The organism is Pseudomonas sp. GXZC (genome assembly GCF_026967615.1).
Classification (GTDB): Bacteria; Pseudomonadota; Gammaproteobacteria; order Pseudomonadales; family Pseudomonadaceae; genus Aquipseudomonas; species Aquipseudomonas azotoformans_A.
In genome coordinates this window covers 5,722,666-5,743,691 of record NZ_CP114115.1, presented here as the reverse complement: position 1 = coordinate 5,743,691, position 21,026 = coordinate 5,722,666, and the positions used below count along the sequence as shown (strand labels likewise).

Sequence of the window (21,026 nt, the reverse complement as noted above, 5' to 3'; positions counted from 1 at the left end):
GGGCGATTCATTGCCGAGGTGCCGGGATCTGGTCGAGCAGTTGCTTGAGCACCTGGTCGACCTCCAGCCCGTCGATATCCAGCTCTGGCGCGATGCGTACCCGATGGCGCAGCACTGCCAGCGCGCAACCCTTGATATCGTCCGGGGTGACGAACTCACCACCGCGCAACAGGGCGCGGGCACGTGCGCCACGTACCAGGTCGATGGAAGCGCGTGGGCCGGCACCGATGGCCAGCCCTGGCCAGCTACGGGTGGCGCGCGCCAGCCGTACGGCATAGTCGAGCACTTGTTCGTCGAGTGCCAGTTCACTGGCTATCTGTTGAAGCTGCAGCACGTCTTCGGCCTGCAGCACGGTGCGCAAGGGATGTACATCCAGCATGTCGGCGCGAGACGAGCGCGTGACTTCACGCACCATGTCCAGTTCTTGCTGCGCATCGGGGTAATCCATGCGCACCTTGAGCATGAAGCGATCCAGCTCCGCTTCCGGCAGCGGGTAAGTACCTTCCTGTTCAATAGGGTTCTGGGTCGCCAGCACCATGAACGGTTGACCGATGGGCAACGCCTCGCCTTCGAGGGTGACTTGCCGCTCCTGCATGGCTTCGAGCAAGGCTGCCTGGGTCTTGGCCGGCGCACGGTTGATTTCGTCGGCCAGCAACAAATGGGTGAACACCGGCCCTTTGCGCAACTTGAACTGTTCAGTGTGCAGGTCATACACGGCGTGGCCGGTGACATCGCTGGGCATCAGGTCCGGGGTGAATTGAATGCGCGCGAAATCCCCCTCAAAGCAACGTGCCAAGGCACGCACCAGTAGGGTTTTCCCAAGCCCCGGCACGCCTTCGAGCAGCACATGGCCGCCGGCGATCAGCGCGGTCAGGACATCGTCGATCACCGGATCCTGGCCAATCACCGCCTTGCGCAATTCAGTACGCAGGTCCTGGGCTTGCCTGCTGGCACGTTGCAAGGTTTCGCTCGGCAAGGCAGTGGCGCTTGAAAGTTCGCTCATAGGGCATTCCTGAGGGTTTGCAGGCACGCCACCTGCCGGCTGAAATCGGCACTGGAAAGCCGTTTCTGCGGGAGTGGGTCAAGGGCCTGGCTGATGACATGAAGGGGTTGGCGCGTCAGGTGTTCAAGCACCCGGCACTGTGCTGCACTGTCGAGGTGTTCAAAACCGGGGTGACGGTGCCGGGCCGCGCGCAGGATATCGCGCTGCAAAGCATGCAGCAGCGTGCCCTGGCCGCTGCGGCGCAGCAGGAAGTCGGCGCTGGCTTTAAGGTGTTCCTGCAATTGGCGGCGAGCATTGGAGGTTGGAGATCGAGTCGGGCCTTGACGCATACCGGCCCGCCACAGTGCCAGGGCGATCAGCGAAATCAGTGCGATCAGGGCCTGAGGAAAATACCGCATCAGTAACGTGAACAGGTCGTCGAAGTCGCTGTTGAACAACAGGGTCACGGCCGTGCCCTGATTCAGGTACCACAGTAGCCAGGCATTGTCGTGCTTGCCGATGTTCGGAGTTTTCCACAGGTCACTGTCGGTGATCACTGTGACGCTGCCTTCCCCGAGGTCGAGTTGCATCAGGTGGCTCGACCTTGAGCTGTTGGCGGAAAATTGGGCCTGGTGCCTAGGGTCGGTGAGATTGAAATCCGTGTCGAAACTGAAGTACGCCGAGGCGGTTTCATTGTCGACGTAGAGTTTGGTGAGGTCCTGGCTTTTGTTTTTAAGGGGCTTTTTACTGGAAGGCGCAGGTTCCTCAGGTTCGTCACTCAAGGTTTGGTGGATATGCAAGCGATCGAGCAGCAGGTCGCCACTTTTGCCGGTCTCCTCATCCCACAACGCCTCGGCCACCAGCAACAGATGACCACCGGATTTGGCCCAGCTCAGCAGTTGCTCTATCTGGCGGGGTGACATGTTGCTGCGTTCGCCGAGCAGCAACAGGCTGTTGCCCTTGCCCGGTAGGGTAGTCAGCCGCTCCAGGCTGTTGGCGTGCTCAACGGTCACGCCTTGTTGGCGTAGAAAGTGTTCGGCTGCCAAGTAGGGGTTGGCCAAGGCTTCTGGAGAAGGGCCACGATCCACCACCTCGTCGTAGGGAATTGCCTTGGTCCACGCATAGAAGGCACCGGCTCCAAACACGCATGCCAACAATAGCCCGACCCACAGTAACGGCCGGTTCATTGGTTGCTCCCCGGGTTGAACAGGGTGCGCCAATCACTGCACAGTTTTTGCTGGGCTGAGGGGGGAGGCAGGTGATGACCGTAGGCAAGGTTCTGCCAGTGTTGGGTCAACTCATCGCTGAAAGCCAGGAGCTGCGGTTGTTGCAACCGTTGAACCCGCTCCAGGACCTGGCCTTCGGTATCAGCGCTTTTCAGCGGCACATTGAAATCATGCAACAGCCGACTGAGCAGGCCTCGATACAGTAGGCCAAGGGCTTCCCTAGGATGGGTGGCCCACAAATGCTCGGCGGCACTGGCCACATCGTCGGGCAACGTCTGCGTGTCCAGTTCAAGGCCGAACAGTTGCGTGGGAACGGGGCCGCCAACCTTGATCGTGCGAGGCCCGCGCCGACTGACAAAAGTGCGCAACCACTCACGATAACGCCACGCCAGCAGGAACAGGGCGCCGATCAGAAGCCCCCACAACAGCACCTCCAAGCCCAGGGCGATCGACTTGAAAGTATTGCTGTTGAAGTTATCCAACAGCGCCTTCAGCCAGTCTGGAAGCTTGCCGTCGCTGTGAGCTTTGCTTTTAACCGACGACTTTTCTTCGCCAAAGCGATAGCGCGTGACGGTTTCCGGGTTCTTGAAGGGAGGCTTGTCCAGTAGGGACTGGACAGATTGGCTTGCGCTCTGGGTGCTCAGTGGTTTTGAGGGGCTGGACGCTTCTGCCATGACGGGCGCGCTGAATGGCAGCAGCGTCAGCCCGATCATCAGCAATAGCAGCGGCGCCACATTGCTCAGGCGTTGACGGAGGCGACGGAAGACCAACTCCAGGTCCCAGGCCTCCAATACGGTGCGGCGGTTGAGGTAGAGGCTGAAACCGCAGGCTACATAGATGGGTTCCCAAAACACCAGGATCAAGGCGTAGAAGGCGTTGCCCAAATGTTCCAGCCATAACCCTTCCGAGCTTGTCGCCAGTACCAGGCGCTGCCAATCCCAATCCATCTCGACGTATTGGGGAATGAACAGGTAGAAGAGCGCCATGCAACCGAACCACAAGCCGATCTCCAGGTGCACCCCAATGGTGGTCAACCAGCGTGCGGCCCCGGCATTACGTTGCTGCAGTACACCCAGTCGTTTTTGGCGTGCGGGCCCATCCAGGCCTTCGAGCTGGCTGACCGGCATCACAAAGCTGCGGCTCAGACTGAACCGGCGCCAGGTCAGGCTGGCCAACAGTTGACCCTTGAGCAGGCGCGGCCACTGACGAACGGCCTGCTTGATGCTGGGTGTTTCGCCAAACAGGGCCTTGGACAAGATATACAGGGGGAGACGATCAAAGGCCGGCTTGAGCCACCAGAACAGGAACATTGCGGTGGACGGGTACTTCCACAGCAGTGCCGTGAGCACGGCGAACACTGGCAGCGTCACCAACGCCCAACTGCCCATCAACAACAAGCGATGCTCACGGGCCATCAATACGCCAAGATCCATCGCCTCCCAGGCAGTACGTGGGCGGATTACCACGCTGGCATCACTGAGGCGCATGGCGAGTCCTTCCGGCAAGGCTCAAGTAAGCGACTACCAGCAGCCACAGTGCCGCGCCAACCAGATATTTGACCCAGGGAGCTATCAGGGTGGTGGATGACCAGTACGCCTCAATGAAGGCTGCGATCAACAGGAAGAGCATGACGCCGCATAACATTTGCACGCTCTTGCGCGCCGCCAGCCGCAGTGATTCGCCGCGGGTCAACTGCCCGGGAGCGATCAGCGCCCAGCCCAGTTGCAAACCCGCGGCACCGGCGAGGGCGATGGCCGTCAGCTCGAAGGCCCCATGCCCGATCACGAATGACCAGAAGGTCTGCCCGTAGCCGATTTCGGTCAGATGCCCGGAGACCGCACCGATGACCAGGCCGTTGAAAATCAGGAAGAACACGCTGCCCAGCCCGAACAGTAATCCGGCAGCAAAGGTCTGGAACGCAATACCGATGTTGTGCATCACGTAGTAGCCGAACATCATCCAGTCTTCGCTCGAGGCACGCTCAGCGGCGCGGCCCAGGCGGCTGGCATCAGGGTCATACATGCCCTGCATCTCGGCAACCTGCAGGGGACTGACGATGCTGTAGATCAGGTCGGGAAACAGGTAGACCAGCAACGCGATACCCACCAGGCTGCCAAAGAACAGCAGGCTCGCTACCAGCACGAAACGCCACTGTTCCCGCACCAACCGGGGAAAATCGGCAAGTACGAAACTCAGCACATTTGCCGTCAATTGGCTGCGATGGCGGTAGAGTTGTTGATGGCCGCGCAAGGCCAGTTGTTGCAAGGGGTCTACTAAATAGCTGCTATAGCCGCGTTCCTGGGCCAGGGCCAGGTGCTGGCACAGGTGTCGGTACTGATGGGGGAAATCGGCCATGTCACTGGTTTTAACCTTGCCTTGTTCCAACTGTTGCAGGTGTTGGGCAAAGGCCTGCCATTGAGGCTGGTGACGGCTTTCGAAAAGACTCTGCTTCATGTTGGCCCCAACAGGCCACGGGCCACGCCGTTGAGTTGTTCCACGGCGCGGGCTGGGGACACTTGCAACGGGGTAGCGAGAATCGACGCCAACTCGTGAACGCGTTCCGTGGAAAGCTCACCCTGGCGTTCCGCAAAGCCAAGGATGGCCCGCTGTTCACTCAGCTCCAGGGCGAAGGGCAAGCGTAGGGCGGGAGCTTGAGGAATCTTGGGGCGCATGAGCGGTTGTTCCCGGTAGATCACCAATGTACCGGCGGCCAGGTCGCCCAGGCGCTTGAAATGAGGATGCTGCAGGCAACTGATCGCGCCCAGGAAGTAACCGAAGGGCAGCATGTCGACAAACCGCAGTAGATTACGGATCAGTGACGCGGACCAGCCGACCGGGGTGCCGTCATCGTGTACCACACGCAATCCCATGACTTGCTTGCCGGGCGAACGACCCTGGTTGAGCACCTCGAACAGCACCATGTACCACCAACTGATCAGGAACAGCAGCAGCGAGCCCAGGCCGATGCCGACATTGCCAAGCAAGGCCAATGGCACCAGCAGAACGCCCATCACCACCCCGCGCAACCCCAGGTCGAAGGCAAAGGCCAGCGCACGTGGCATCAGGCCAGCGGGGCGCAGCGGCAGGTCGATGCCCTCCGGGGTTTCGATCTGGTAGCGGGTATCCAATGGGGCTGACGGCATCGCGATCCTTGGCAGTGCAGAATGGCTGGGAGACACGGATGCTAGCAGTGTCGGCGATGGAAGCAACCATTCAAGGTTTTGCTGGATGTTTGTACAGTTGATTTGGTGCTGGTCGCGGACGCGGTCCAGCGCCTAGACTTTGTCGATCTTCAGTACAGGAATAGCCCGTGACCTCCATTTTCTGGTACGACTATGAAACCACCGGCATCAATCCGCGCAGTGATCGCCCGCTCCAGGTAGCGGGCATTCGAACGGACCACGAACTCAATGAGATAGGCGAGCCGGTCAATCTTTATTGCCAGCCCAGCGACGATATCCTGCCCCATCCCGTCGCCTGCGCCATTACCGGTATCACCCCAGCAATCCTCGCGGAAAAAGGTCTGGCAGAGGCCGATTTCATGACTCGGGTGCATGCCGAGCTGGCGGCTCCGGGTACGTGTGGCGCCGGGTACAACACCTTGCGCTTTGACGATGAAATGACGCGCTACAGCCTGTACCGCAACTTTTTCGACCCTTACGCACGTGAGTGGCAGGGCGGCAACAGTCGTTGGGATCTCATCGACGTGATCCGCACCGCCTACGCCCTGCGCCCGGAGGGTATTGCATGGCCGCAACAGGATGGGCGCGTCACGCTCAAGCTGGAGCGCCTGACCGAAGCCAACGGTATCGATCATGGCCAGGCGCACGATGCTCTGTCCGACGTGCGAGCCACGATTGCCCTGGCCCGATTGGTTCGTGAGAAACAGCCCAAGCTGTATAAGTGGCTGTTTCAACTGCGCAGCAAGCAGGCGGTGATGGACCAGGTGCGATTGCTGCAACCCATGGTGCATATCTCAGGGCGTTTTTCCGCCGAGCGTCATTACCTGGGCGTGGTATTGCCATTGGCGTGGCACCCGCGCAATCGCAATGCACTGATCGTCTGCGACCTTGGGCTCGATCCCCAAGGGTTGTTGGACCTGGATGCCGATACCTTGCGTCAGCGTCTCTATACCCGTCGTGACGATCTTGCCGAGGGCGAGTTGCCGGTGCCGCTCAAGTTGGTGCACATCAATCGCTGCCCTGTGGTTGCTCCCTTGAATGTGCTTCGGGCAGAAGATCGTGAGCGTCTGCACTTGGACATGGATCTTTTTCAGGCGCGCGCCCTGCGGCTAACTGACGCACAGGAACTTTGGCGCGATAAATTGGCGGCCATTTATGCCGAGGAAGATTTCGTGCCGAGTTCAGACCCGGAGCAACAGCTTTACGATGGCTTTATCGGAGATCGTGATCGGCGCTTATGTGAACAAGTCCGGATGGCCGAGCCTGCGCAATTAGCTCGCCAGCAATGGCCTTTTGATGATCATCGTTTACCTGAATTACTGTTTCGCTACCGAGCGCGTAACTTCCCCGATACCTTGAACAGTGAGGAGCAACAACGCTGGCAGCTTTTCTGTCAGCAACGTTTGTCAGACCCGGAGTGGGGCGCGCCAAATACCCTTGCAGCATTTAAGCAGGCCAAACAGGAATTTGCCGTTAGTGCGGCGCCTTTTCAGGCGCAGGTGCTTGAGCAGTGGCAGGAATATGCCGACGCGCTGGCCCATAAGGTGAATCTGTAGTCGGCTCTCATACAATACACAGGCAATAAAAAACGCCAGCAAGCTGGCGTTTTTAATGTATCGCGTATCAGGCGCAGGCCTGGCGAGGCTTAACCCAGCAGGGTTGCCCAGCCTTCAACCACGTCACCGCCCCACTTGGCTTTCCACTCTTTCAGGGTTTTGTGGTTGCCACCTTTGGTTTCAATCACTTCGCCGTTGTGTGGGTTTTTGTACTGTTTGACTTTGCGAGCACGCTTGGTGCCGGTAGTTTTCACAGCGCCACGCGGTGCTTTAACTTTCGATTCTGGATCCAGCAGCGCGATGATGTCACGCAGGGATTTGGAGTACTCACCCATCAGGGCGCGCAGTTTGCCTTCGAATTCCAGCTCGGTTTGCAGTTTGTCGTCTTGGGACAGGTTTTTCAAACGGGCTTGCAGCTCTTTGATAGCTTCTTCGGTGGCACGGTATTCGTTGATCAGAGACATGTGGACTACCTTATGTAGAGCGCTGATTGACAGGGAGAGTAGCCCAATAATAGTCAGGCAGTTTGCCCAAGTAAACATTTAAGCTCGCATTTATGTGAATTACTTTGAATGTTTGTAGCGTTGCTATGCATTCGAGTTAATTACTAGGGCGTAGACCTTAAGATAATCTCGTTGAAATACGGGGAACAGCTGTAGGTTGAGGGAGTAGATTCATATGAAGGTGGTAAAACCATAGGCTATTAAGGGGCAAGCCGTCGGCCAGCGATCAGAATAAGCGTCAACGAATACTGCAGTTTTCCTGCGCAATCGCTAGAATGGCGGCCTTTGCGAAGTTCTGGAGTTTCCCCCTAATGCGCACTTTTCGGCTGGTGATTGCTTGCCCGGACCGGGTTGGCATCGTTGCCAAGGTCAGTAACTTTCTGGCCTCCCACAACGGTTGGATCACCGAGGCGAGTCATCACTCGGACAATCTCAGCGGTTGGTTCTTCATGCGTCACGAAATTCGTGCCGATTCGCTGCCTTTTGGTCTTGATGCCTTCCGCGACGCGTTTGCGCCCATCGCCGAAGAGTTTTCGATGACCTGGCATATCACCGACACTGAGCAGAAAAAACGCGTGGTGTTGATGGCCAGCCGTGAATCCCACTGCCTGGCCGACTTGCTGCATCGCTGGCACAGCGATGAGCTGGACTGCGAGATCGCGTGTGTGATTTCCAACCATGATGACCTGCGCAGCATGGTCGAGTGGCATGGCATCCCGTACTACCACGTGCCGGTCAATCCGCAGGACAAAGAGCCGGCGTTCGCCGAGGTCTCGCGTCTGGTCAAGCAACACGAAGCCGACGTGGTGGTGCTGGCGCGCTACATGCAGATCCTGCCACCGGAACTCTGCCGCGAATACGCTGGCAAGGTGATCAACATTCACCACAGCTTCCTGCCGTCGTTCGTCGGCGCCAAGCCGTACCACCAGGCGTCCCTGCGGGGTGTGAAGTTGATCGGCGCTACTTGCCACTACGTCACCGAAGAACTGGACGCCGGCCCGATCATCGAGCAGGACGTGGTGCGTGTCAGCCACAGCGACAGCATTGAAGACATGGTGCGTTTCGGCCGTGACGTCGAGAAGATGGTGCTGGCCCGTGGCCTGCGTTACCACTTGGAAGACCGCGTGCTGGTACATGGCAACAAAACGGTCGTGTTCTGATCGACCTGTTGTGATTGAAGAATGAAGGGCCTGGGCGTTAAATCGATCCAGGCCCTTTTTCTTTGTACGCTGCCGAGGATTGAATCATGAGTGATCCGCTGGACAAAGCCACTTCAAAAGCCCCCGCCACATTAGGGGAGGGCTGTTTGAGTCGATACGACCCGGACGACCTGAGCAGCGAGGACGGCACCGAGTTTCCCGGCGCCGCCGAATTGTGGGAGCAGGAGCAGGCCAAGTCCGAGACCAAGGACGCCTGATCAGATCCGGAAACTGCCAACCAATTGTTTCAACCGTGCAGCCTGTTGTTCCAGGTCGGCACAAGCACGCAACGTGGATTGCAGGTTTTCCACACCTTCCTGGTTGAGGGTGTTGATCTCGGTAATGTCCATGTTGATCGACTCCACTACCGAGGTCTGTTCCTCTGTGGCGGTGGCGACGGACTGGTTCATGCCATCAATTTCGCCGATGCGTTGGGTCACGCTGTTCAGGCGTTCGCCGGCCAGGTTGGCGATATCGACACTTTCAAGACTGTGGCGCTGACTTTCACCCATGGTGCTGACCGAGTCTCGCGCGCCGACTTGCAGTTCTTCAATCATCTTCTGCACCTGTTGCGCCGATTCCTGAGTGCGATGCGCCAGGTTGCGCACTTCATCCGCGACCACTGCAAACCCACGCCCGGCTTCCCCGGCACGGGCTGCTTCGATGGCGGCGTTCAGTGCCAGCAGGTTGGTTTGCTGGGAAATACTGGTGATCACTTCGAGAATCTGGCCGATGTTCACCGTCTTGCTATTGAGCGCTTCGATGTTGCTGCTGGAGGCGCTGATCATCGACGACAACTGGTTCATCGCCTTGATGTTGCGTTCCACCACTTGCTGGCCATCCTCAGCCAGATGCCGTGCATCGCTGGCCTGATGGGAGGCCTGCGCTGCATTGCGCGCGATTTCCTGGGCCGCAGCGCCCAGTTCATTGATGGCGGCGGCGACGCTGTTGGTGCGGTTGGCCTGCTCATCGGAATTGACCATCGACGAGTTGGAGGCGCTGACCACCCGCAGTGCCACTTCATTTACCTGTTCGGTTGCCGAAGACACTTCGCGGATCGACGTATGAATGCGCTCCACGAAGCGGTTGAAGGCGTTACCCAGCGTGCCGAATTCATCGTGGTTCTGGATGGTCAGGCGGCGGGTCAGGTCGCCCTCGCCATCGGCGATGTCCTGCATGGCGCGGGTCATCACGTGCAGTGGTTGCAACAGGATACGGATCAGCATGCCGAGCAGGGCGATGATGATCACCACCGCAATGAGCGTGGCAATGACCGCTGAGGTGCGGAATTCGCTGAGCATGGCGAAGGATTTTTCTTTATCGACTGAAATACCGAGGTACCAGTTTACCGAGGGCAGGCCCTTGATCGGAGTGAAGGTCACGATGTTGTCTTTGCCGTTGGCCTCGACCTCGCTGAAGTCTGCGCTGATCTTCGGCGTATTTTTCGGATACGCGTCGGCCAGGGTCTTCATCACCAGGTTTTTGTCCGGGTGTACCAGTACCTTGCCGTCGGCGCTGACCAGGAACGCATAGCCCATGCCGCCAAAATTCAGCGCGCCGATGTTATCCACCAGGGTTTGCAGGCTCAGGTCACCGCCGACCACGCCGATGCTTTGGGTGCCTTGGTTGCTGGGAGTGGCAACGGAAATGATCAACTTGCCGGTGGCCGCATCGATATAGGGCTCGGTCAGGGTTGAACCGTTGCTGCTCTGGGCGCCCTTGTACCAGGGGCGAACACGCGGGTCGAAACCGACCGGCATCTTGGTGTCGGGGCGGATGGTGAAGGCGCCCTTGCTGTCACCGACGTAGGTCGCCATGAAGGAGGACGTCAGAGTTTTCTGTTCCAGCAGGCTGGCAACAACCGAAGGCTCGGGGTTGATGGCGATGTTTTGCGCGGCGTTTTCCACCAGGGCTATACGCCCGTTAAGCCAGGTTTGAATGTTGCTGGCGGTGACATCGCCCATTTCATGCAGGTAGTTGTTGAGATCGTCGCGTATCGCGTTGCGTTGCAGGTAGTCGTTGTAGAGGGTAAACAGCGCGAATGCGGCAATGACGATAAGGGAGGCTGCAAGCAGGATTTTGTGGCTGAAGCGCAGATTTTTATTCATGGCTTGTAGGGTCCGCTAAGGTCTTAATATCCGAAGCGCGTCCTTATGGGAGGCGCAAATGGCAGCGTCAAAAAAGGTGTGATACTTCTTGTGATGGTTCCGGTGGTCCCTGTGGGAACTATCTGACCTATTTTTAGACTTTGTGGGTCTCACACTTCTCTGTATCGACCTGGCCGCAATAAAGATTAACCATGGGTGACGAAATGCCTGACTCCACGCAACTGCTCATCGGCGCCGGCCTCGACGGCCAGCCCATCGCCCAGGCCATGCGCCTGGCCAACCGTCACGGGTTGATCGCCGGTGCCACCGGCACGGGCAAGACCGTTACGCTGCAACGCCTGGCCGAAGCCTTCAGTGATGCCGGCGTGGCGGTGTTTGCGGCGGATATCAAGGGTGACTTGTGCGGCCTGGGCGCTGCGGCGAACCCGCAGGGCAAGGTGGCCGAGCGCATCGCCGGCATGCCGTTCCTCAATTACACGGCCAAGGCTTATCCGGTCACGCTGTGGGATATCCACGGGCAATCCGGTCATCCGTTGCGCACTACGATCAGCGAAATGGGCCCATTGCTGCTCGGTAGCCTGTTGGAACTCACCGACAGCCAACAATCGGCGCTTTACGCGGCGTTCAAGGTCGCAGACCGCGAAGGCTTGTTGTTGCTGGACCTCAAGGACCTCAAGGCGCTCCTCAATCATCTGCGCTACCACCCCGAACTGTTGGGCGAAGACGCGGCGCTGATGACCACCGGCTCCAGCCAGGCGTTGTTGCGACGCCTGGCGGTGCTGGAGCAGCAGGGCGCCGAAGCTTTGTTCGGCGAGCCGGCCCTGCAGTTGGAAGATATCCTGCAGCCCACGGGTGACGGGCTTGGTCGCATCCATCTGCTGGACGCGAGCCGTCTGGTTCACGAAGCGCCGAAGGTGTACGCGACCTTCCTGCTGTGGCTGCTGGCGGAGTTGTTCGAGCAACTGCCCGAGCGCGGTGATGCCGACAAGCCGTTACTCGCACTGTTCTTTGATGAGGCGCACTTGCTGTTCGCCGACACGCCCAAGGCGTTGCAGGAGCGACTGGAGCAAGTGGTGCGGCTGATCCGTTCAAAAGGCGTTGGCGTGTATTTTGTCACCCAGTCGCCAGGCGACCTGCCGGACAGCGTGCTGGCGCAACTCGGCCTGCGCATCCAGCATGGCCTGCGGGCGTTCACGACGAAAGAGCAGAAATCCCTACGGGCCGTAGCCGACGGTTTTCGGCCGAACCCGGCCTTTGATGCCCTTTCGGTATTGACCGAGTTGGGCACGGGCGAGGCGTTGGTGGGCACGCTGCAGGAAAAAGGCACGCCGGAAGTCGTCCAGCGTGTATTGGTTGCACCGCCGCAGTCGCGGATCGGGCCGCTCAGCGAGGCCGAACGCGCTGCATTGGTGGCCAGTTCACCGTTGCAGGGCCGGTATGACAAGCCGATTGATCGGGAGTCCGCTTATGAAGTGCTGATGGCACGCAAAGAGCTTGGGCCAACCGAAGAGGCCAAGCCGGCCGCCGAGGAGCCCAGCTTCACCGACAGGGCCGGGGCGTTTCTTGGCACAACCGCAGGCAAGGCGCTGAAGTCCGCGATGCAGCAAGCCGCCAATCAAATGGGGCGGCAATTGGTCCGTGGTTTGTTGGGGTCGTTGTTGGGCGGCAGCAAGCGCAAGTAGCGATTCAGGGCTTGGCTTTGGCGTGGGCCGCCAGGCGTTCAAGCGCCGCGCGCAAGCCTGGGTTGCTGATCCCGTCGGCCGTTGCCTGGATGGCTTCGGCCGCATGGGTCGACAAATCATGAATGTGTTCCGCCACGCCAGGTTGGGTGGTGGGCGGTTGCACCTTGAACTGGATGCGCGTCAAGCCAGCGAATTCATCAAAGGCCATCAATTGGCGCTGCAGGCGTTTTTGCTGATAGCGCAAGCGTGTCGCCCAGTGGCCATCTGTGACAATCAGCAGCAGGTTGCCTTCACGCCAGGACGCCACGCGGCAATGTTCGCGTGCGGCCGGTTGCAACTGGGTTTCGAGCAGTCGTTGCAGGCGGCCCAGGCGTTGCGCATGGCCAAAGATGGCTTTCAGCGGCTTGGCATCGCGAAGCAACACGGTGGGAGCGCGGGCTGATAAGGGGCGAAACGCCATTATTGGACACCTTAAGTAACAGAGCCGCCATCTTAGCAGAACCCGCCTGTACGGCCCCAGGCAATGCATTCTGTGGGTTTTGTTCATGAAATCAATTGGTAACTTCTTCGCTCCATGGGTTGAAGTTCCGGCAAAAGCCCTTATTTTAAACAAGCCCTCTCACAGCACCATGCCAGCATCGGGGAACAACGCCACTTTCCTCACCCACGAATCCGGGTAGAATGCGCGTTCGCATGCGGCCGTGAGGGCTGCTCGGGCCACTCACGGTGCGCCCTCCATCCCTATGTGTGGAAGAACCTGCCGATATGTTTGCGCCTTTGTTAAAGAAACTTTTTGGAAGCAAGAATGAGCGCGAAGTCAAACGCATGCTCAAGACGGTGCAGCTGGTCAATGCCTTCGAAGAGCAGATGGTTGCCCTTTCGGACGAGCAATTGCGCGCCAAGACCCAAGAGTTCAAGGCCCGCATAGCTAAAGGTGAAACCCTCGACAAGCTGCTGCCCGAAGCCTTTGCGGTCGCCCGTGAAGCCGGTAAGCGTGTCATGGGCATGCGCCACTTCGACGTCCAGTTGATCGGGGGCATGACCTTGCATGAAGGCATGATTGCCGAAATGCGTACCGGTGAAGGCAAGACCCTGGTGGCAACCCTGGGCGTTTACCTCAACGCACTGTCCGGCAAGGGCGTGCACGTTGTGACGGTGAACGACTACCTGGCCCGCCGGGACGCCAACTGGATGCGCCCGCTGTATGAATTCCTCGGCCTGACCGTCGGCGTGGTTACGCCGTTCCAGCCGCCGGAAGAGAAGCGCGCTGCCTACGCTTGCGACATTACCTACGGCACCAACAACGAATTCGGTTTCGACTACCTGCGCGACAATATGGCGTTCAGCATGGATGAAAAATTCCAGCGCGAACTCAACTTTGCCGTGATCGACGAAGTCGACTCCATCCTCATCGACGAAGCCCGTACCCCGCTGATCATCTCCGGCCAGGCCGAAGACAGCTCGCGCCTGTACACCGAAATCAACAAGTTGATTCCGCGCCTGGAGCAGCACATCGAGGAAGTGGAAGGCGTGGTGACCAAAGAAGGTCACTTCAGCATCGACGAGAAGACCCGCCAGGTCGAACTCAACGAAGCCGGTCACCAGTTCGTCGAAGAAATGCTGACCCAGATCGGCGAGCTGGCCGAGGGTGAAAGCCTGTACTCGGCACACAACCTGGGCCTGTTGACCCATGTGTATGCCGGCCTGCGCGCCCACAAGCTGTTCCATCGCAACGTCGAATACATCGTGCAGGACGGCCAGGTCGTGCTGGTTGACGAACACACCGGCCGCACCATGCCGGGTCGTCGTCTGTCCGAAGGCCTGCACCAGGCCATCGAAGCCAAGGAACACCTCAACATCCAGGCTGAAAGCCAGACGTTGGCGTCCACCACCTTCCAGAACTACTTCCGTCTGTACAACAAACTGTCCGGCATGACCGGTACGGCCGACACCGAAGCGTTCGAATTCCACCAGATCTACAGCCTGGCCGTAATGGTCATTCCGCCGAACAAACCGTTGGCGCGTAAAGACTTCAACGACCTGGTGTTCCTGACCGCCGAAGAGAAATACGCGGCCATCATCAACGACATCAAGGACGGCATGGCCCAGGGTCGCCCGATCCTGGTGGGTACCGCCACCATCGAGACTTCCGAGCACGTATCGAACCTGCTCAATAAGGAAGGCATCGAGCACAAGGTTCTCAACGCCAAGTTCCACGAAAAAGAAGCCGAGATCATTGCCCAGGCCGGTCGCCCAGGCGCACTGACCATCGCCACCAACATGGCCGGTCGTGGTACCGACATCCTGTTGGGCGGTAACTGGGAAGTGGAAGTCGCGGCACTGGAAAACCCGAGCCCTGAGCAGATCGCCCAGATCAAGGCCGATTGGCAGAAACGCCACCAGGCCGTGCTGGAATCCGGTGGCCTGCAGGTGATCGCTTCCGAGCGTCACGAATCGCGCCGTATCGACAACCAACTGCGTGGTCGTGCCGGTCGCCAGGGTGACGCCGGTTCCAGCCGCTTCTACCTGTCCCTGGAAGACAGCCTGATGCGCATCTTCGCTTCGGACCGTGTGAAGAACTTCATGAAGGCCTTAGGGATGCAGTCCGGTGAAGCGATTGAACACCGCATGGTGACCAACGCCATCGAGAAGGCCCAGCGCAAGGTCGAGGGCCGCAACTTCGATATCCGTAAGCAACTGCTCGAGTTCGATGACGTCAACAACGAACAGCGTAAAGTGATCTATCACATGCGTAACACGTTGCTGGCCGCCGACAACATTGGCGAGACCATCGCTGATTTCCGTCAGGATGTACTTAACGCTACCGTCAGCGCACACATCCCGCCACAGTCCCTGCCAGAGCAGTGGGATGTTGCCGGTCTGGAAGCCGCTTTAAAAAGCGACTTCGGTGTGGACTTGCCGGTTCAGCAGTGGTTGGACGAAGACGATCACCTGTACGAAGAAACGCTGCGCGAGAAGCTGATGACCGAGCTGCTGGCCGCGTACAACGAGAAAGAAGAGCAGGCGAGTGCCGAAGCACTGCGCACCTTCGAGAAGCAAATCGTACTGCGCGTGCTGGACGACCTGTGGAAAGACCACCTGTCGACCATGGACCACCTGCGTCACGGTATTCACCTGCGTGGCTACGCGCAGAAGAACCCGAAGCAGGAGTACAAGCGCGAGTCGTTCACGCTGTTCTCCGAACTGCTGGATTCGATCAAGCGCGATTCGATCCGCGTGCTGTCCCACGTTCAGGTGCGTCGCGAAGACCCGATCGAGGAAGAAGCCCGCCTGCGTCAGGAAGCCGAGGCTCTGGCTGCGCGCATGCAGTTCCAGCATGACGAAGCACCGGGCCTGGAAGCGCCTGAGGTATTGGGCGAAGAGGTCGACGTGGCCCTGGCTCAAACCCCGGTTCGCAATGACCAGAAGCTGGGCCGCAACGAGCTGTGCTACTGCGGTTCGGGCAAGAAGTTCAAACACTGCCACGGCCAGATCGAATAAGATTTTTGCCTGACGCTGCAACACCCCGCGCCGCGACCGGCCTCTGCCGTCGCGGCGTTTTGCCATTAATTTCGCCGTCGCTTACGACGGCACAGACATCATCTGATTTTTAAGGAGCGCATTCATGGCTGTTGGTCTTGGTCCTTTGCCCACATTGCACCCGGTTGCCGGTTTTGAACTCGGTATCGCTTCGGCCGGCATCAAGCGCCCTGGGCGCAAGGATGTGGTGGTGATGCGCTGTGCCGAAGGCTCGACCGTCGCCGGTGTGTTCACCCTCAACGCGTTCTGCGCCGCGCCGGTGATCCTGGCCAAGCAACGCGTTGCCGGCACGATCCGTTACCTGCTGACCAACACCGGCAATGCCAACGCAGGTACCGGCGAGCCAGGCCTGGTGGCCGCCGCGCGCACCTGCGCCAAGTTGGCCCAGCTGACCGGCGTGGACGCCAGCCAAGTGCTGCCGTATTCCACCGGCGTGATCGGTGAGCCATTGCCGGTAGAAAAAATCGAAGGCGCGCTGCAAGCTGCGCTGGACGACCTGTCGGTGGATAACTGGGCCGCGGCAGCAACCGGCATCATGACCACCGACACCCTGCCCAAAGGCGCCAGCCGCCAATTCGTGCACGATGGCGTGACCGTCACCGTGACCGGTATCAGCAAGGGCGCGGGCATGATCCGCCCGAACATGGCCACCATGCTCGGCTACATCGCCACCGACGCCAAAGTCTCCCGCGACGTGCTGCACAGCCTGATCCTCGACGGCGCCAACAAGTCGTTCAACCGCATCACCATCGATGGCGACACCTCGACCAACGACTGCTGCATGCTGATCGCCACCGGCCAGGCCGACCTGCCGGAAATCACCGAGGCCAGCGGCCCGTTGTTCGCGGCATTGAAGCAAGCCGTGTTTGACGTGTGCATGGAAGTGGCCCAGGCCATCGTGCGTGACGGCGAGGGCGCCACCAAGTTCGTGACCGTTGAAGTCAACGGCGGCGGCAATCACCAGGAGTGCCTGGACGTGGGCTACACCGTGGCGCATTCGCCGCTGATCAAGACGGCCTTGTTCGCCTCCGATCCTAATTGGGGCCGTATCCTGGCGGCAGTGGGTCGTGCCGGTGTGCCGGACCTGGACGTGAGCAAGATCGATGTGTTCCTCGGCGACGTGTGCATCGCCAGCCGTGGCGCCCGCGCCGAGACCTACACCGAAGCCCAGGGCTCGGCGGTGATGCAGCAGGAAGAAATCACCATCCGCATCGAGTTGGGTCGCGGCGCGTGCAGCGAAACCATCTGGACCACCGACCTGTCCCACGAATACGTGAAGATCAACGCGGAATACCGTACTTAAGAGGAAACGCGCGGTGAAACGAGTGCATGTAGCAGCCGCGGTGATCCGCGGTGTCGACGGCAGGATCCTGTTGGCGCGCCGCGCCGATACCCAGCATCAGGGCGGCCTCTGGGAGTTTCCAGGCGGCAAGGTGGAGGCCGATGAATCGGTCGCCAGCGCGCTGTCCCGCGAATTGCAGGAAGAGCTGGGTATACAGGTCACCACCGCGCGGCCGCTGATCAAGGTGCAGCATGATTACCCGGACAAACAGGTGTTGCTGGATGTCTGGGAGGTTTCGGCGTTTACCGGCGAGCCTCATGGTGTTGAAGGGCAACCGTTGGAATGGGTCGCTCCTCGGGACCTGATCAACTACGAGTTCCCGGCGGCCAATGCGCCGATTGTGGCGGCGGCGCGTTTGCCGGCTGAATACCTGATCACCCCTGGTGAACTGGAAACCCCGATGTTACTGCGGGGTATTCAGAAAGCCATTGCTGGCGGTATCAAGTTGGTGCAACTGCGTGCGCCCAACGGCTACGACCCCAAATACCGTGACCTCGCGGTGGATGCGGTGGGGCTGTGCGCGGGTAAGGCACAACTGATGCTCAAGGGGCCGTTCGAGTGGCTGGGGGATTTTCCTTCGGCCGGTTGGCACATGACCTCGGCACAACTGCGTAAATACGCGAGCAAAGGTCGACCGCTTCCTAAAGATCGTTGGCTGGCGGCCTCTTGCCACAACGCAGAAGAGCTGGCACTGGCGGAAATGATGGACGTGGATTTCGTCACGCTGTCGCCGGTACAGCCGACCCAGACTCACCCTGATGCCCAGCCATTGGGATGGGAGCAGGCGGCAGAGTTGATCCGTGGGTTCAGCAAACCGGTGTTTCTGCTGGGCGGGGTTGGGCCTGCCGAGCGAGAGCAGGCTTGGGAAGTTGGGGCTCAGGGTGTGGCGGGGATTCGGGCATTTTGGCCTGAGGTTTGATGGTGTTGTGACGGGCCTCTTCGCGAGCAAGCCCGCTCCCACATTCGATCGAGTTCCACCTTTGGAATACGGTCGAATGTGGGAGCGGGCTTGCTCGCGAAGGCGTCAGATCAGGCACTGAAAACTCAGTGGGGCTTGGCCGCCGCCTGCCACAACACCTCCGCAACACCTTGGCGCCGAGCAATCACCCGCGCCGCCACGAACAGCAAGTCCGACAACCGATTGATGTACGCCAACCCCACCCCCTCCAACGGTTCCACCGCATTCAACTGCTGACACCGCCGCTCCGCACTGCGCGCCAGGCTGCGGCACACATGGGCTTGGGCGATCAATGCCGAGCCACCCGGCAGGATGAAGTTCTCCAGCGGCCCCAGTTCCTCATTCCAGCGGTCAATCGCGGCTTCCAGCCGATCCACTTCGGCAGCGTTCAAGGCTTTGTACACCGGCATCGCCAGTTCACCGCCCAGGTCGAACAAACGATGCTGGCAAGGCGTTAGCACCTCGATTACATCCTTCAACTCCGGATGCTTGCCACTCTGTTCTTCCAGGCTGGCCAGCAACAAACCCAGCTGGCTGTTCAGCGTATCCACCTCACCAATCGCCTCCACCCGTGGGTGGTCCTTGGGCACGCGGCGGCCGTCGCCCAGGCCGGTTTCGCCCTTGTCGCCGGTGCGGGTGTAGATCTTCGACAGGCGAAAGCCCATGGTCAGTGCTCCAGTTGGTTCAATTCATAAGGGGGCAGTTGGCTGCCGGCCAACGGCAGGCGCAGGGTGAAGCAGGTGCCTTGGCCCAGGGTGGAATGCACTTCCATCTGGCCCTTGTGGTTGTTGGTGATGATGAAATACGACACCGACAACCCAAGGCCGGTGCCCTGGCCGATTTCCTTGGTGGTGAAGAACGGCTCGAAGGTGCGTTTGCGCACGTTCTCGCTCATGCCGATGCCGTTGTCTTCCACTTGGATCTCCGCCCACGGCGGGTTGAGGCGCGTGCGCAGGATGATGCGCCCCGGCTCGCTGTCGTCTTCACGCAGATGGATGGCCTGGGCGGCGTTTTTCAGCAGGTTGAGCAGTACTTGTTCCAGTTCGTTGGCGGTACCGGGCACCGGGCCGAGTTGAGGGTCGAACTGGCGGATGATGGCCTGGCCCTTGAAGTCGAAGCCGATGGCCAGGTCGAAGTCATTGCCAGCGATTTCCACGGCTTGGTCGATCAGCGCCGGCAAATCGCAGGGGGCCATCTGTCGGTTGCTACGACGGCTGAAACTGAGCATGTGGGTGACGATCTTTGCCGCCCGCGCCCCAGCCTGTTGGATGCCATCAAGCAATTGCGGCACTTCGCGACTTTGCAGGTAGCGGTTGACTGTTTCCAGCTCGATGCCTGCCTGCTCCGCATGCTCCAGGTTCTTGGGCAATTCGGGGGACAGGCGGCGACGGATGTTCTGCACGTTGTGCAGGATCGCCCCCAGCGGGTTGTTGATCTCATGGGCCATGCCGGCGGCCAAGCCACCCACGGAGAGCATTTTCTCCGACTGCACCATCATTTCTTCCAGGGACAGGCGCTGCGTGATGTCATCGATCCGGATCACCACGCCACGCCCGGCCCCGCCCATCAGCGGATAGAAGGTCAGCGCGTAGTGCTTGGCTTCGTCGTCCTTGAACCAGGTGACACGCTCGATGCGCTCCACGGTGTGTTGCTCCACCGCCGCCCGGATCTGCGGCAGGTAAGGTTTGAGCGGCTGGAACGCCAGGTAGATCGGCTGGTTCAGGGCTTCGTCCAGGCGTGTGCCGGAGAGGGCGCTGGCCTCCTGGTTCCATTGGGTGACGTAGAGCTGTTCATCCAGGGCGATCAGCGCCGAGGGCATGGAGTCGATGATGCTGTTCAGGTAATTCTGGAAGCCGGTGAGTTTCTTCTCGATCTTGCTGCGAACCTGCACTTCCAGTTCCAGTTTGCGGTTGGTGTGGCGAGTTTCTTCCGCCAGACCCTGAGCCTGGTCATACGCCGCCTGAGAGTCGTCCCGCGCACGCTTGAGCTGTTGCTCACGGGCTTCGATGCGCGACAGCATGGTGTTGAAGGCCTCGGCCAGGCTGCCAATTTCGTCGTGGTTACCGCGGCCGGCGCGCAGGGCGTAGTTCTCCTCGCGGGTGACCTGGCGGGAGAGTTCTTCCAGTTCGTGAATCGGCCGAGTGATCAGGCGTTTGATCTGGCGGGCGATGATCAGCCACAACAGCACGCTGAAAATCAGGATGCCCAGGCTGGCCGTCAACGTGCCGGTATAGAACGCCACTGGCAGCTCGCTACTGGCCACCAGCAGCAGATGCCCGGACGGCTGGCCGGCGCGGGGCAGGGTGATGACTTGGTTGCTGCGAAATTCGGTCACGCGCCAGGCTTCGATATGCCGATAGTTGTCCGGCAGGTGCAAGCGGTCGCCGTGTTGCATCTGCGCCAGGCGGTTGCCTTCGCCGTCGTACAGGGCGGCGGCGCGCAACGGCGAATAGCTGGTCAGTTCGTTGAGCAGCGCGTCAGCCTTGGCCGGCGATTCGAGGGCTTCGGCGGCGAGTGCGGGGTTGGACACCAGGCGGCCGATGGCCTGCAAGGCCTGGGGTGCCATGCTTTCCTGGGAAATCCAGTAGGCGGCGCTGATAAAGGTCAGGTTGGCCACCAGTAACACGGTGGTCAACAGCACCAGCAGGGCGGCGAGCAGTTTCTGCCCGACCGGTAGGTTTTCAAGACGCTGGCGCAGCGGCATCAGGGTTTTCCCAGGTGATAGACAGGCGGGCAGGGTAGCGCGTG

At 59.8% G+C, this 21,026-nt stretch carries 17 protein-coding genes and 1 pseudogene; 7 read left to right on the top strand and 11 right to left on the bottom strand.

What is annotated here, in order from left to right; all coding sequences use genetic code 11:
• Positions 1–7 precede the first annotated feature (7 nt).
• From OZ428_RS27165 to OZ428_RS27145, 5 genes are read right to left on the bottom strand one after another with little or no spacing between them, the layout of a single operon-like run.
• Positions 8–1,003, bottom strand: coding sequence for an AAA family ATPase (locus OZ428_RS27165; protein ID WP_269131890.1), 996 nt, complete (start codon positions 1,001–1,003; stop codon positions 8–10).
• Complete coding sequence (locus tag OZ428_RS27160) at positions 1,000–2,169, bottom strand: DUF4350 domain-containing protein (RefSeq protein WP_269131889.1); 1,170 nt, start codon at positions 2,167–2,169, stop codon at positions 1,000–1,002. The genes OZ428_RS27165 and OZ428_RS27160 overlap by 4 nt, the downstream gene beginning before the upstream one ends.
• Entirely contained in the window at positions 2,166–3,695 is a 1,530-nt protein-coding gene (locus OZ428_RS27155; protein ID WP_269131888.1) for a DUF4129 domain-containing protein, read from the bottom strand. Before OZ428_RS27155 ends, OZ428_RS27160 begins: the two co-directional genes overlap by 4 nt.
• On the bottom strand, positions 3,682–4,662 hold the full coding sequence (locus tag OZ428_RS27150; protein ID WP_269131887.1) for a stage II sporulation protein M: 981 nt from the start codon (positions 4,660–4,662) through the stop codon (positions 3,682–3,684). Before OZ428_RS27150 ends, OZ428_RS27155 begins: the two co-directional genes overlap by 14 nt.
• Positions 4,659–5,351: an RDD family protein gene (locus tag OZ428_RS27145; protein ID WP_269131886.1), complete on the bottom strand. Its 693-nt coding sequence runs from the start codon at positions 5,349–5,351 to the stop codon at positions 4,659–4,661. Before OZ428_RS27145 ends, OZ428_RS27150 begins: the two co-directional genes overlap by 4 nt.
• A 167-nt stretch (positions 5,352–5,518) precedes the next feature.
• Here OZ428_RS27145 and sbcB point away from each other — a divergent pair, with 167 nt between their 5' ends.
• A complete protein-coding gene (sbcB, locus tag OZ428_RS27140; protein ID WP_269131885.1) occupies positions 5,519–6,946 on the top strand; it encodes an exodeoxyribonuclease I in 1,428 nt (475 codons plus the stop codon).
• An 89-nt stretch (positions 6,947–7,035) separates the two neighbouring features.
• On the opposite strand, the gene mvaT is transcribed toward sbcB, so the two are convergent.
• Positions 7,036–7,410: a histone-like nucleoid-structuring protein MvaT gene (gene mvaT, locus OZ428_RS27135; protein ID WP_016970296.1), complete on the bottom strand. Its 375-nt coding sequence runs from the start codon at positions 7,408–7,410 to the stop codon at positions 7,036–7,038.
• A gap of 350 nt (positions 7,411–7,760) precedes the next feature.
• Between mvaT and purU the strand changes: the two genes are divergently transcribed.
• Together purU and OZ428_RS27125 are read left to right on the top strand one after the other, a co-directional pair.
• Complete coding sequence (gene purU / locus OZ428_RS27130; RefSeq protein ID WP_010208067.1) at positions 7,761–8,609, top strand: formyltetrahydrofolate deformylase; 849 nt, start codon at positions 7,761–7,763, stop codon at positions 8,607–8,609.
• An 86-nt stretch (positions 8,610–8,695) separates the two neighbouring features.
• Positions 8,696–8,866, top strand: a complete 171-nt coding sequence (locus OZ428_RS27125) for a hypothetical protein (RefSeq protein WP_177004758.1) — start codon at positions 8,696–8,698, stop codon at positions 8,864–8,866.
• Here the strand turns inward: OZ428_RS27125 and OZ428_RS34780 are convergent, their stop codons facing one another.
• Both OZ428_RS34780 and OZ428_RS34775 read right to left on the bottom strand, forming a co-directional pair.
• A complete protein-coding gene (locus OZ428_RS34780; RefSeq protein WP_370590840.1) occupies positions 8,867–9,631 on the bottom strand; it encodes a methyl-accepting chemotaxis protein in 765 nt (254 codons plus the stop codon). It abuts the gene before it with no gap.
• 93 nt (positions 9,632–9,724) lie between these two features.
• A pseudogene (locus tag OZ428_RS34775) lies at positions 9,725–10,756 on the bottom strand (HAMP domain-containing protein); the annotation flags it as partial.
• Between the two features lie 203 nt (positions 10,757–10,959).
• Between OZ428_RS34775 and OZ428_RS27115 the strand changes: the two are divergent.
• Positions 10,960–12,438, top strand: a complete 1,479-nt coding sequence (locus OZ428_RS27115; protein WP_269131882.1) for a helicase HerA-like domain-containing protein — start codon at positions 10,960–10,962, stop codon at positions 12,436–12,438.
• A 4-nt stretch (positions 12,439–12,442) separates the two neighbouring features.
• Here OZ428_RS27115 and OZ428_RS27110 read toward each other — a convergent pair whose 3' ends face one another.
• Entirely contained in the window at positions 12,443–12,898 is a 456-nt protein-coding gene (locus OZ428_RS27110) for a DUF721 domain-containing protein (RefSeq protein WP_269131880.1), read from the bottom strand.
• A 305-nt stretch (positions 12,899–13,203) separates the two neighbouring features.
• Between OZ428_RS27110 and secA the strand changes: the two genes are divergently transcribed.
• The 3 genes from secA to OZ428_RS27095 all read left to right on the top strand — a co-directional run bounded on the left by secA (position 13,204) and on the right by OZ428_RS27095 (position 18,239).
• Positions 13,204–15,939 carry a preprotein translocase subunit SecA gene (gene secA, locus OZ428_RS27105; protein WP_038845958.1) on the top strand — a complete coding sequence of 912 codons (2,736 nt, stop codon included), beginning with the start codon at positions 13,204–13,206 and terminating at the stop codon, positions 15,937–15,939.
• A 124-nt stretch (positions 15,940–16,063) separates the two neighbouring features.
• Positions 16,064–17,281, top strand: coding sequence for a bifunctional glutamate N-acetyltransferase/amino-acid acetyltransferase ArgJ (gene argJ, locus OZ428_RS27100; protein WP_269131879.1), 1,218 nt, complete (start codon positions 16,064–16,066; stop codon positions 17,279–17,281).
• Between the two features lie 13 nt (positions 17,282–17,294).
• Entirely contained in the window at positions 17,295–18,239 is a 945-nt protein-coding gene (locus OZ428_RS27095) for a Nudix family hydrolase (RefSeq protein ID WP_177073967.1), read from the top strand.
• A gap of 125 nt (positions 18,240–18,364) precedes the next feature.
• Here the strand turns inward: OZ428_RS27095 and OZ428_RS27090 are convergent, their stop codons facing one another.
• Positions 18,365–18,943 (bottom strand): cob(I)yrinic acid a,c-diamide adenosyltransferase, encoded by a 579-nt coding sequence (locus OZ428_RS27090; RefSeq protein ID WP_269131878.1) that lies wholly within the window; start codon positions 18,941–18,943, stop codon positions 18,365–18,367.
• A 2-nt stretch (positions 18,944–18,945) separates the two neighbouring features.
• The gene (locus tag OZ428_RS27085; RefSeq protein ID WP_269131877.1) at positions 18,946–20,982 is read right to left on the bottom strand and encodes a sensor histidine kinase; all 2,037 of its coding nucleotides are present in this window, start codon (positions 20,980–20,982) and stop codon (positions 18,946–18,948) included.
• Positions 20,983–21,026: the final 44 nt, after the last annotated feature.

What these genes read in the sequence shown, in the direction of transcription:
- OZ428_RS27165 (WP_269131890.1), bottom strand. Translation starts at nt 1,003, where the DNA reads ATGAGCGAACTTTCAAGCGCCACTGCCTTGCCGAGCGAAACCTTGCAA.
- OZ428_RS27160 (WP_269131889.1), bottom strand. Translation starts at nt 2,169, where the DNA reads ATGAACCGGCCGTTACTGTGGGTCGGGCTATTGTTGGCATGCGTGTTT.
- OZ428_RS27155 (WP_269131888.1), bottom strand. Translation starts at nt 3,695, where the DNA reads ATGCGCCTCAGTGATGCCAGCGTGGTAATCCGCCCACGTACTGCCTGG.
- OZ428_RS27150 (WP_269131887.1), bottom strand. Translation starts at nt 4,662, where the DNA reads ATGAAGCAGAGTCTTTTCGAAAGCCGTCACCAGCCTCAATGGCAGGCC.
- OZ428_RS27145 (WP_269131886.1), bottom strand. Translation starts at nt 5,351, where the DNA reads ATGCCGTCAGCCCCATTGGATACCCGCTACCAGATCGAAACCCCGGAG.
- mvaT (WP_016970296.1), bottom strand. Translation starts at nt 7,410, where the DNA reads ATGTCTCTGATCAACGAATACCGTGCCACCGAAGAAGCTATCAAAGAG.
- purU (WP_010208067.1), top strand. Translation starts at nt 7,761, where the DNA reads ATGCGCACTTTTCGGCTGGTGATTGCTTGCCCGGACCGGGTTGGCATC.
- OZ428_RS27125 (WP_177004758.1), top strand. Translation starts at nt 8,696, where the DNA reads ATGAGTGATCCGCTGGACAAAGCCACTTCAAAAGCCCCCGCCACATTA.
- OZ428_RS34780 (WP_370590840.1), bottom strand. Translation starts at nt 9,631, where the DNA reads ATGGTCAATTCCGATGAGCAGGCCAACCGCACCAACAGCGTCGCCGCC.
- OZ428_RS27115 (WP_269131882.1), top strand. Translation starts at nt 10,960, where the DNA reads ATGCCTGACTCCACGCAACTGCTCATCGGCGCCGGCCTCGACGGCCAG.
- OZ428_RS27110 (WP_269131880.1), bottom strand. Translation starts at nt 12,898, where the DNA reads ATGGCGTTTCGCCCCTTATCAGCCCGCGCTCCCACCGTGTTGCTTCGC.
- secA (WP_038845958.1), top strand. Translation starts at nt 13,204, where the DNA reads ATGTTTGCGCCTTTGTTAAAGAAACTTTTTGGAAGCAAGAATGAGCGC.
- argJ (WP_269131879.1), top strand. Translation starts at nt 16,064, where the DNA reads ATGGCTGTTGGTCTTGGTCCTTTGCCCACATTGCACCCGGTTGCCGGT.
- OZ428_RS27090 (WP_269131878.1), bottom strand. Translation starts at nt 18,943, where the DNA reads ATGGGCTTTCGCCTGTCGAAGATCTACACCCGCACCGGCGACAAGGGC.
- OZ428_RS27085 (WP_269131877.1), bottom strand. Translation starts at nt 20,982, where the DNA reads ATGCCGCTGCGCCAGCGTCTTGAAAACCTACCGGTCGGGCAGAAACTG.